Here is an 8,599-nt window from a genome sequence, read left to right as displayed (position 1 = left end):
GTGAGGACCGTGATGTCGTCGCGGGGGCCGCCGGCCCAAGATCCCGGGGCAGATCACCGACCGCAGATCGATCCACAAGACCGGCACCGGTTCGGACGCCCGCGAACAGCGGTTCGACGTGACCGGTGACGTGTGGGACCACTCCCACGGCGTGCCGGTGCTGCGCGGATCGGCCGCCTCGGTCCTCGGACGTGTCACCGGCACCGTGGAACGCGGTTCGCACACGGTGATGTTCGTCGAGGTGGACCAGGTCGTACCCGGCCAGGACGACGAAGGCAGCCTCGTCTACTACCGGTGCCAATTCCACCCCGTACCCACGCCGTTGAGCGCGTGACGAGCGGAGCATGATGCGGATGAACGCCTCGCGCATGACGCTCACTTGCTACGTCGACACGTTCGACTACGGCTTGCGGCACGTCGATCTGTTCACCCACGACGCGCACGGAAGGGAACTCGACTGGGTCCACTGGACCGTGCCCGCCGACGGCCCCGAAGCGGCCGACGCGGAGTGGGACGAGAGTACGGAACGGTACGAGAGTACGGAACGGTACGAGAGAGCGGAACGGTACGAGAGAGCGGAACGGTACGAGCGATGAGTCTGTACGCGCCTTGGTCGCTGCGCGCGTTGGTCAGGGATCTGGCCACCGGCGCCACCACCTCCCGAGCGGCTCTCGACCGGGCGCGGGCCCGCCTCGACGCGACCGAACCCGAGCTGGCCGCCTGGGTCGTCACCAGCACCGAACCGGACCTGTCGTCGTCCGCCGGAGCCCTCGGCGGCGTCCCGTTCGGCGTGAAGGACATCGTCGACGTCGCCGGACTTCCCACCCGGTGCGGTTCGGCGCTGCGGGCCGACGCCGCTCCGGCACGCGCTGACGCGCCGATCGTCAGGGCGTGGCGCCGGGCCGGTGCCGTCGTCCTGGGGAAGACCGTCACCACCGAGTTCGCGTTCTTCGCTCCCGGTCCGACGCACAACCCGGCCGCGCCGGGGCACACGCCGGGCGGCTCCTCCAGCGGTTCGGCCGCGGCCGTCGCCGCCGGTCACGTGCCGCTCGCCATCGGCTCCCAGACGGCGGGCTCCGTCACCCGGCCCGCCGCGTACTGCGGGGTGGCCTCGCTTGTCCTGACCCACGGACGGTTCCCGCTCGACGGGGTGGTCGGCCTCAGCCCCAGCCTGGACAGCCACGGCGTCTTCGCGGCGTCCGCCGCCGACCTCGCCGTGGCCTGGAGCGCGCTCGACGGTCGTGGGCTGGACAAGGCTGCGCTCGACGGGAGTGCGCTCGACGGGGCCGCCGCCGCGCCGGGCCGCCCGCCGCGCGTGCTGTTCTGGTCGGCCGAAGCGCTCGGCGTGGTCGACGGCGAGATGCGCGAGGCGCTGCGGTCGGTCCGCTCACGCCTCGCGGACGGCGGCGCGCTGGTGGACGACTTCCCCGAGGAGCGGCTCGTCGCCGAGGTCACCGCGGCCCACCCCGTCGTCATGGCGTACGAGGCGGCACGTGAGCGCGCCGAGGAACGCGCGGTCGCGGACCGCCTCAGCGCACCCCTGGCCGCACTCCTCCGCGCCGGGGAGCGCACCACGGACGCCGAGTACGACGAGGCCAGGAGGACGGTGGCGGCAGCCCGTATCCGCATCGCCGAACTCCTGTCGACGTACGACGTGATCGTCGGCCCGGCCGCGCCGGGCGCCGCACCCGAGGGCCTGGCGGCGACCGGCGATCCCGCACTCAGCCGCGCCTGGCAGGCATGCGGCCTCCCGGCCGTGGCCGTACCCGGACTGCGTGCCGCCGACGGACGGCCGCTCGGCATCCAGGTGGTCGGACCCGCACACGACGAAGCGCGACTGCTCGCCCACGGCACCTGGATCGAGAACCACCTCGCCTGACAACACCCCGCTGTACGCCGCCACTTGAGGGCGCCCCAGAACGCCCCAGAACGCCCCAGAACGCCCCAGAACGCCCCAGAACGCCTCGGAACGCCCGCAGTACACCGCCCCTCGCAGGGAGAAGTGCCGTGAAGATCCCGGTGGGCCGCCTCGGACGACCAGAGTTCATCGCGGACGCCAACGGCGGCCTCTGCATGCGCTGACGCGCGGATCCGCGCCTGGTGATACGCGACGGACGGACGGGCGCCGGGGTGCGGCGCCCGTCAGCCGGTTCGGGTTGCTTCAGCCGGTGCGGGTTACTTCGCGAGGGCGGCGACGCCGGCCTGGGCGAACTTCTCGTCGAGGTCACCGGACGGGGCGCCCGCGACACCGACACCCGCGATCGGGGCGTCCTTCGAGGTCACCGGGGCGCCACCACCGAGGAAGAGGGTGCCCGGAATGTCCTTCAGGTTCGGGGCCTGCTCCAGGCGCTTGACCAGCTCGGAGGTCGGCGCGTTCCAGGACACGGCCGTGTACGCCTTCTTCTCGGCCGACTCGTACGCCTGCGGGCCGGCGCCGTCGCCGCGCAGCGTCACGATGGTGTTGCCGTTGCGGTCGACGACCGCGACGGAGACCCGCTGGTTCTCCTTCTTCGCGGCGTCGAGCGCGGCCTGCGCGGCCTTCGTCGCGGCCTCGACCGTCAGGTGCGTCGACTGCGTGGTGTTGGCGGCGGCGACCTCCTTGACGCCGGGGCGCGGAACCGGTCGCACAGCTCGGCGGTCAGGTAGCGCGACGCGTAGTACAGGATGTCGCCGCCCCAGTAGATGAGGCGCTGCTGCGCGACCTGCACGCGGCAGCCACCTCCGGGCGCTCCACCGGGTGATATGTGGGGTGCCACGTCGGGTGACGCACCGGGCCCGCTCGTAGCCTGGCCGTATGACAGTGGTGCGGGCAGGCGGCCTCGAGATCGCCTATACGCGGACGGGGCAGGGCCCGGCGCTCGTCCTCGTGCACGGGGCCGGTCTCGACGGCAGGATGTGGCAGCCTCAACTCGACGCCCTGGCCGCCGAGTTCACCGTCGTGGCCTGGGACGAGCCGGGGTCGGGGCGGTCCGCCGACCTGCCGCCCGACTGCACGCTCGCGGACTTCGCGCACGCCCTCGCCGCCGTGATCGAGGACGTGGGCCTCGGCCCCGCGCACGTCGCCGGGCTTTCCTGGGGCGGCACGGTCGTCCTTGAGCTGTACCGGCACCGCCCCGACCTGGTCAGGACGCTGCTCCTCGTGGACACGTACGCGGGCTGGAAGGGCTCGCTGCCCCCGGCGGAGGTCGAGGCCCGCGTCGCGGGGGTGCGGCGGATGCTCGCGGCGCCCCCCGAGGAGTTCGACCCGTCCGTGCCCGGGTTGTTCGCGGGCGAGCCGCCCGCGCGGTACGCGCGGCTGCTCGCGGACATGGACCGGGACGTCCGCCCCGCGACCATGGCCGCGCAACTGTCCCTGATGGCCGAGGCCGACGAGACCGACCTGCTGCCCCGGATCGCGGTGCCGACACTGCTGCTCTGGGGCGACGCCGACGTACGCTCCCCGCTGACCGTCGCCCGCGCCTTCCACGAAGCGATCCCGCACGCCGACCTCGTGCTGCTCCCCGGCGCCGGGCACCTCAGCAACCTGGAGGCGCCGGAAGACTTCTCGGCGGCGGTACGCGCGTTCTGCCGCGCTCACGGGCCGGTGGGCTGACCCGCACCCTCCGGCTCCCGCGTCTCCCCGCGGCGTAGCAACTGCGCGGTGACGAACGCGACGACGGTCGCCGTGACGATGAGCGGCATCTGATCCTGGCCGTCCGGGCCGAGCAGCAGCACCGCGAGGATGGCGCTGGTCAGCGGGAGTCCGGTGATCGCCGCCGCGGCCGCCGCGATACCGAGAGCGAGGCCCGGTGCCGTGCCGAGCCCCGGCAGCCCAGCGCAGGCCACGCCGATCGCCGCGCCGAGCAGCACCGCCGGGAAGATCGGGCCGCCGCGCAGCGCGCCCAGGCACAGCCCCCACGCCAGGCCCTTGCAGGCGACGAGGGCCACGAGCGCCGCCACCGACCAGGAGTGCGGGTGCTCGGCGAGTTGGCCGAGCGCCGCCTGTCCGGAGAGCGCGGCCTCCTCCGGGGAGCGGTCGGTGAGCAGTGCGTACGCGGTGAGGCTGACACCGGCCGCGAGTGCGGCCAGGACAGTGCGCCGCGCGGTGTGCCGCCGGGTCCAGCGGGCCGTGCCGAAGCCGAGCGCGCGGCCCGCGGTGATGACGGACGCGATGAGTGCGGCGGCGGGCACGCCCCAGAGGAAGTCACCGGCGTCGGGCGTCATGTTCGGTGGTACGACGGGGAGTTCGAGCCCGCCGACGGACAGGCCGGTCCACTCGCCGAAGCCGGTGAAGACCAGGGCACCGGCCGCGCTGGCGATCAGGCACGGCAGCAGCAGGACCACGAGCTGGGCGCCGCCGAGCCCGGCCGCCTCGACCACCATCACGGCCGCGACGATGGGCCCGCCGAGGATGGTGGAGATCGCGGCGGTCGACCCGGCGGTGGCGAGCACCATGGTCCCGCGCGGGTCGGGTGCCTGCCGCAGGGCGCGCAGGGAGAGTAGTGCGAGGGCGCTGCCGACGGCCATCAGCGGTGCCTCGGGGCCGAGTACGACACCGAGTGGCAGCGTCGCGATCGCGGCGAGGACGACACCGGGCAACTCCCGTGGCCCGAGCGGTGTGCCGCCCAGGCCGTGCACCGGCACATGCCCGCCCGCGCCCGGCATACGCGTGACGACCGGCGCGACGATCAGCCCGGCGAGCAGCAGCGTCGGCAGCGGCCACCACCAGGGCGCCCGGTCGTAGCCGAGCGCCTCCGGCAGCGCCTCCCACACGCCGTGCTGCAGCTCGTGCTGCAGGGACACGAAGAAGAAGCTGGCCAGGGCGATGGGCACACCGAGCAGCGCGCACAGCAGGAGCAGCCGCAGGTAGCCCCGGCTGAGCAGGGTCTGCCGCAGCGTCGGCGCCGCCGGTTCGGCAGACCCTGGCGGTGCGGGCTTCTCGGGCGGTGCGGGTTCGGGTGGTGCGGCCTCGGGTGTGGGCACGGTGCTCCCCTCAAGGCCTCGAAGTCGGCGCATCCGATGGGCCGGGGCGCCGGGCGGGCGCCCCCGCCCAGGCCGGTTGCCGTCCAGTAAACGCACCCCGCGCGGAAGGTGCATGTCGGGCCTCGGGCACGTGAGGTACCCCCAGGGGCCGCGTACGTGCGTGGCCGCGCGGGCTCACCCGGTCGGACCAGCGCCTGTGGTGGCCGCGGCCGAACTGGCGGAACTTCGAAGGGGATCGGTGCCGGACCCGCCGTACGGGATCCCCCGTACGGGATCCGCACCGCCGATCCGCAGCGTGAGTCGAGCACAGCCCCCCGAGCCGCGAGACACGAGGTCGCAGCATGAGTCAGCAACCGGTCCCTGACGGAGCGAGCCACGGAGCGAGAGACGCAGCGAGCCACGGAGCGAGCCACGGAGCCAGCCACGGAGCGGGAGGCGCAGCGAGCGACGACGTGGGCAGCAGCGGATGGGTGGCCGGAGGGGTCACGTTCGCCGGTGTCCTGATGCTCGTGAACGGTGTCCTGGCCATGCTCCAGGGCTTCACCGCCCTCGCCGAGGACGACGTGTACGCCCGGCTCGGCGACTACGTCTACAAGCTCAGCCTCACGAGCTGGGGCTGGATCCTGCTGGTCCTCGGCGTCATCGCCGTGGTCGTCGGCTGGGGGATCATCTCCGGCGCAGGGTGGGCGCGGGCCACCGGGATCGCGCTGGCCTCGCTGAAGCTGGTGGGCCAGTTCCTGTTCCTGCCGTACGCACCCGTCTGGTGCGTCATCATGATCGCCCTCGACGTCTTCATCATCTGGGCGCTCGCGGTCTACCGGCCCAGGAGCGCGGGGGCTTGAGAGCTGCCGGACACGTGCGGGGCGTGACGGCGGGCGTGGTGGCGGGCGTGGCGGGTGGTCCACGCGCCCGGTGGTGCTGGACATGAGCCCGGCGCGGGCGCTCGACCCGAAGCTGTTCGACGAAACCATGGTGGGCGTCGCACTCTTCGCGGGCCCCGAGCCACGGCTCGTCTATGTGAACGCGGCGCACATCAGGATGCTCGGCCCACGGACCGTCGGGCTGCCCGCGCGGGACGCGTTCCCCGAACCGGGCGCCGCCGAGTTCCTGACCGTGCTCGACGAGGTGATCGCCACCGGGCGGCCGCGCCAGCTCACCGACACGCGTACACCCGAACCCGAACTGCCGTACCTGGCCCGGTATTTCCTCTACTCCTGCACACCGGTCACCCTCCCCGACGACGTCGCCGGGGTCCTGGTCGTCGCCATGGACAACACCGCCGGGACGATCGCGCTCCAGCGGTACGAGGCACTGGTGTCCGCCGTGTCGCAGATGGTGTGGGTGATGCACTCCGACGGCTCCATGGAGGAGATCGTCCCGGGCTGGCAGGCACTCACCGGGGAGCCCTGGCACGGGCAGGCGGACCAGGGCTGGTTCGAACACATCCACCCCCGCGACCGCGACCGGCTCGTCGAGGCCTGGCGCACCGCCGCCGCGCAGACCCGGCCGGGGGTCTTCCACGGCACGTTCCGGGTCCGGGTCGCGGACGGCTCGTACCGGCATATGGCCACCCGGTGCGCGCCGATCATCCGGGACGGGCGGGCCGAGGAGTGGATCGCCGCGACCGTCGACGTCGAACGCACCTGGCGGGCCGACCTGGGGGACCGGCTTGTCGCGCGGGTCGCCGAGGTGTCGGGCGGGTCCCTGCGGGAGGCGTTCGCCGCGCTCACCGAGGTGGTCGTGCCCGAACTCGCCGACGCCTGCCTGATTCTGCTGCTCGCGCGCGACTCGTGGCCGCTGCCGGAGAACGCGACGGTCACCGTCCGCCGGGTCGCGTCCACCACCCGCCAGGACCTGCCCGCCCCGCCCGCGCTGCGCGGCCAGAGCATCACGGTCACGGACACCGTGCGCGAGGTCCTCGAAGCGCGGGCCGCCAGGACCTTCGAGGTTCCGCCCGGCGGCCCCGTACCGCCCGGCCTCGTGCCGACCGTCACCGAGGAGTGGCTGACGAATTCGGGCGCCAACAGCCTGACCCTCATCCCGCTGGTCGTCGACGACCTGGTGCTCGGCTACGCGGCGACCAGCACCAACGGCGACACCCCCGCACCCGCGCCCGCCGATGTGGAACGGCTGCGGGAGGTGCTGCACCAGGCGCAGCGGCCCATCCGCATGGTCCTCGAACTGCAGCAGGCCCGCCGTACGGCCCTTCGCCTGCAGCGCGCCCACCTCACCCGGCTGCCCCTCGTGGCCGGGGCGAGCCTGGCCGCCCGCTACGAGCCCGCCAGTTCGGTCACGGAGATCGGCGGCGACTGGTACGACGCGATCGTCCACCCCGACGGGACGCTCGGCCTCGACATCGGGGACGTAGCGGGGCACGACCTCACCGCCGCGGCCGCGATGGGGCAGATGCGCAGCATGCTCAGGGGCCTCGCCTGGAACAGGGGGCCCGACTCCACCCCGGCGACGGTGCTCGCCATGCTCGACGACGCCGCCGAAGGCCTCGACGTCGCCCCGTTCACCACCGTCGTGCACGCCCATCTCCAACGGCGGCGCGCGGGCACCTGGTTGATGACCTGGTCCAACGCCGGGCACCCGCCGCCGCTGCTCATCCCCGCGCGGGACCGGCCCCGGTTCCTCACCGGCGACCGCGCGGACCCGCCGCTCTGTGTGGCCCCCGGCGTCGCCCGGACCACCCATACGCACACCCTGACCGAGGGCGACACCGTCCTGTACTACACCGACGGCCTGATCGAGACCCCGACCGCGGCCCTCGACGACGGCCAACGACGCCTGGCGAGCGCGGCCCAGCGCCACCGCGACGAGAACCTGCCCGACCTGCTGCGGCACCTCCAGGACCTCTCCGACGACCGCGACGACACCGCGATGATCGCCTTCCGGGCCGGCCCCGCCGACTGAACCTGAGCCCCGCCCGCCTGCTCCCACCTGCTCCCATCTGCTCCCGGCGGCCTCTGGCGCAAAGAACTGAATGATGGTTCACTCCTTGCCCATGGCCTACCGCAAGACCCCCGAAGTGCTCCGACGCCAACTCGCCGCCCGCGAACACCTGTTGACCCGGGCGACCGACCTGGTCGCCGAGACCGGCTGGGCGCACACCACCGTCGGCGCGGTGGCCGCCGCCGCCGAGGTGTCCGTCGGGTCCGTGTACCAGCACTTCCCGTCCAAGTCGGCCCTGGCCGTCGAGGTGTTCCGGCGCGCCTCGGGCCACGAGGTCGACGTACTCGGCGAGACCCTGCGCGGCGCCGGGGAACCGGCGGCACGTCTGGCGCGCGGCGTCGCCCTGTTCGCGCGGCGCGCCCTCCAACGGCCGGGCCTCGCCCACGCGTTGCTCGCCGCGCCCGCCGAACCAGCGGTCGGCCAGGAGCGGCTGGAGTTCCGGCGCCGCTACCACGCCCTGTTCGCCGAAGTCGTACGCGAGGGCGTCGACGCCGGACTGCTGCCGCCGCAGGACCCGTGGATCACCGCGGCCGCGCTGACCGGCGCGGTCGGCGAGGTCCTCGTCGACCCCGTGTCCACCCCCGCACCCGGCACCGTCGAGGCCCTCGTCGCCGAGCTGACCGCGATGGCGCTGCGCTGCGCGGGCGCCCGTACCGACTCCTGACGCCCCGAGCCCCCCCGT

Annotated in this window: 9 protein-coding genes; 7 read left to right on the top strand and 2 right to left on the bottom strand. The window is 73.7% G+C overall.

Translation table 11 applies throughout. The annotated features are described in order from the left end of the window. Nucleotides 1-40 precede the first annotated feature (40 nt). The 3 genes from GUY60_RS29905 to GUY60_RS29895 are packed head-to-tail and all read left to right on the top strand — an operon-like array spanning nucleotide 41 to nucleotide 1,879. A complete protein-coding gene (locus GUY60_RS29905; RefSeq protein WP_161703417.1) occupies nucleotides 41-334 on the top strand; it encodes a flavin reductase in 294 nt (97 codons plus the stop codon). A 34-nt stretch (nucleotides 335-368) separates the two neighbouring features. Further along, nucleotides 369-596 carry a hypothetical protein gene (locus tag GUY60_RS29900; protein ID WP_223178749.1) on the top strand — a complete coding sequence of 76 codons (228 nt, stop codon included), beginning with the start codon at nucleotides 369-371 and terminating at the stop codon, nucleotides 594-596. Beyond that, on the top strand, nucleotides 593-1,879 hold the full coding sequence (locus GUY60_RS29895) for an amidase family protein (protein WP_161703411.1): 1,287 nt from the start codon (nucleotides 593-595) through the stop codon (nucleotides 1,877-1,879). The genes GUY60_RS29900 and GUY60_RS29895 overlap by 4 nt, the downstream gene beginning before the upstream one ends. A gap of 296 nt (nucleotides 1,880-2,175) precedes the next feature. Here GUY60_RS29895 and GUY60_RS29890 read toward each other — a convergent pair whose 3' ends face one another. Continuing rightward, on the bottom strand, nucleotides 2,176-2,679 hold the full coding sequence (locus tag GUY60_RS29890; protein ID WP_376771337.1) for a GlcG/HbpS family heme-binding protein: 504 nt from the start codon (nucleotides 2,677-2,679) through the stop codon (nucleotides 2,176-2,178). A gap of 115 nt (nucleotides 2,680-2,794) precedes the next feature. Here GUY60_RS29890 and GUY60_RS29885 point away from each other — a divergent pair, with 115 nt between their 5' ends. Beyond that, complete coding sequence (locus GUY60_RS29885) at nucleotides 2,795-3,592, top strand: alpha/beta fold hydrolase (protein WP_161703409.1); 798 nt, start codon at nucleotides 2,795-2,797, stop codon at nucleotides 3,590-3,592. Here the strand turns inward: GUY60_RS29885 and GUY60_RS29880 are convergent. Next, on the bottom strand, nucleotides 3,574-4,875 hold the full coding sequence (locus GUY60_RS29880) for a chloride channel protein (RefSeq protein WP_246235812.1): 1,302 nt from the start codon (nucleotides 4,873-4,875) through the stop codon (nucleotides 3,574-3,576). The two genes, GUY60_RS29885 and GUY60_RS29880, sit on opposite strands and share 19 nt — an antisense overlap. Before the next feature lie 539 nt (nucleotides 4,876-5,414). On the opposite strand from GUY60_RS29880, the gene GUY60_RS29875 reads away from it, so the two are divergent. The 3 genes from GUY60_RS29875 to GUY60_RS29865 all read left to right on the top strand — a co-directional run bounded on the left by GUY60_RS29875 (nucleotide 5,415) and on the right by GUY60_RS29865 (nucleotide 8,581). Next, nucleotides 5,415-5,804 carry a DUF7144 family membrane protein gene (locus GUY60_RS29875; RefSeq protein WP_161703405.1) on the top strand — a complete coding sequence of 130 codons (390 nt, stop codon included), beginning with the start codon at nucleotides 5,415-5,417 and terminating at the stop codon, nucleotides 5,802-5,804. 82 nt (nucleotides 5,805-5,886) lie between these two features. After that, on the top strand, nucleotides 5,887-7,878 hold the full coding sequence (locus tag GUY60_RS29870) for a SpoIIE family protein phosphatase (RefSeq protein WP_161703403.1): 1,992 nt from the start codon (nucleotides 5,887-5,889) through the stop codon (nucleotides 7,876-7,878). A gap of 91 nt (nucleotides 7,879-7,969) precedes the next feature. Further along, on the top strand, nucleotides 7,970-8,581 hold the full coding sequence (locus GUY60_RS29865; RefSeq protein ID WP_161703401.1) for a TetR/AcrR family transcriptional regulator: 612 nt from the start codon (nucleotides 7,970-7,972) through the stop codon (nucleotides 8,579-8,581). Nucleotides 8,582-8,599: the final 18 nt, after the last annotated feature.

It is taken from the genome of Streptomyces boluensis (assembly GCF_009908195.1).
Taxonomy (GTDB): Bacteria; Actinomycetota; Actinomycetes; order Streptomycetales; family Streptomycetaceae; genus Streptomyces; species Streptomyces boluensis.
The sequence above is the reverse complement of the archived record's forward strand: the minus strand, read 5'-3'. Positions and strand labels throughout refer to the sequence as shown.

What these genes read in the sequence shown, in the direction of transcription:
- GUY60_RS29900 (WP_223178749.1), top strand. Translation starts at nt 369, where the DNA reads ATGACGCTCACTTGCTACGTCGACACGTTCGACTACGGCTTGCGGCAC.
- GUY60_RS29895 (WP_161703411.1), top strand. Translation starts at nt 593, where the DNA reads ATGAGTCTGTACGCGCCTTGGTCGCTGCGCGCGTTGGTCAGGGATCTG.
- GUY60_RS29885 (WP_161703409.1), top strand. Translation starts at nt 2,795, where the DNA reads ATGACAGTGGTGCGGGCAGGCGGCCTCGAGATCGCCTATACGCGGACG.
- GUY60_RS29870 (WP_161703403.1), top strand. Translation starts at nt 5,887, where the DNA reads ATGAGCCCGGCGCGGGCGCTCGACCCGAAGCTGTTCGACGAAACCATG.
- GUY60_RS29865 (WP_161703401.1), top strand. Translation starts at nt 7,970, where the DNA reads ATGGCCTACCGCAAGACCCCCGAAGTGCTCCGACGCCAACTCGCCGCC.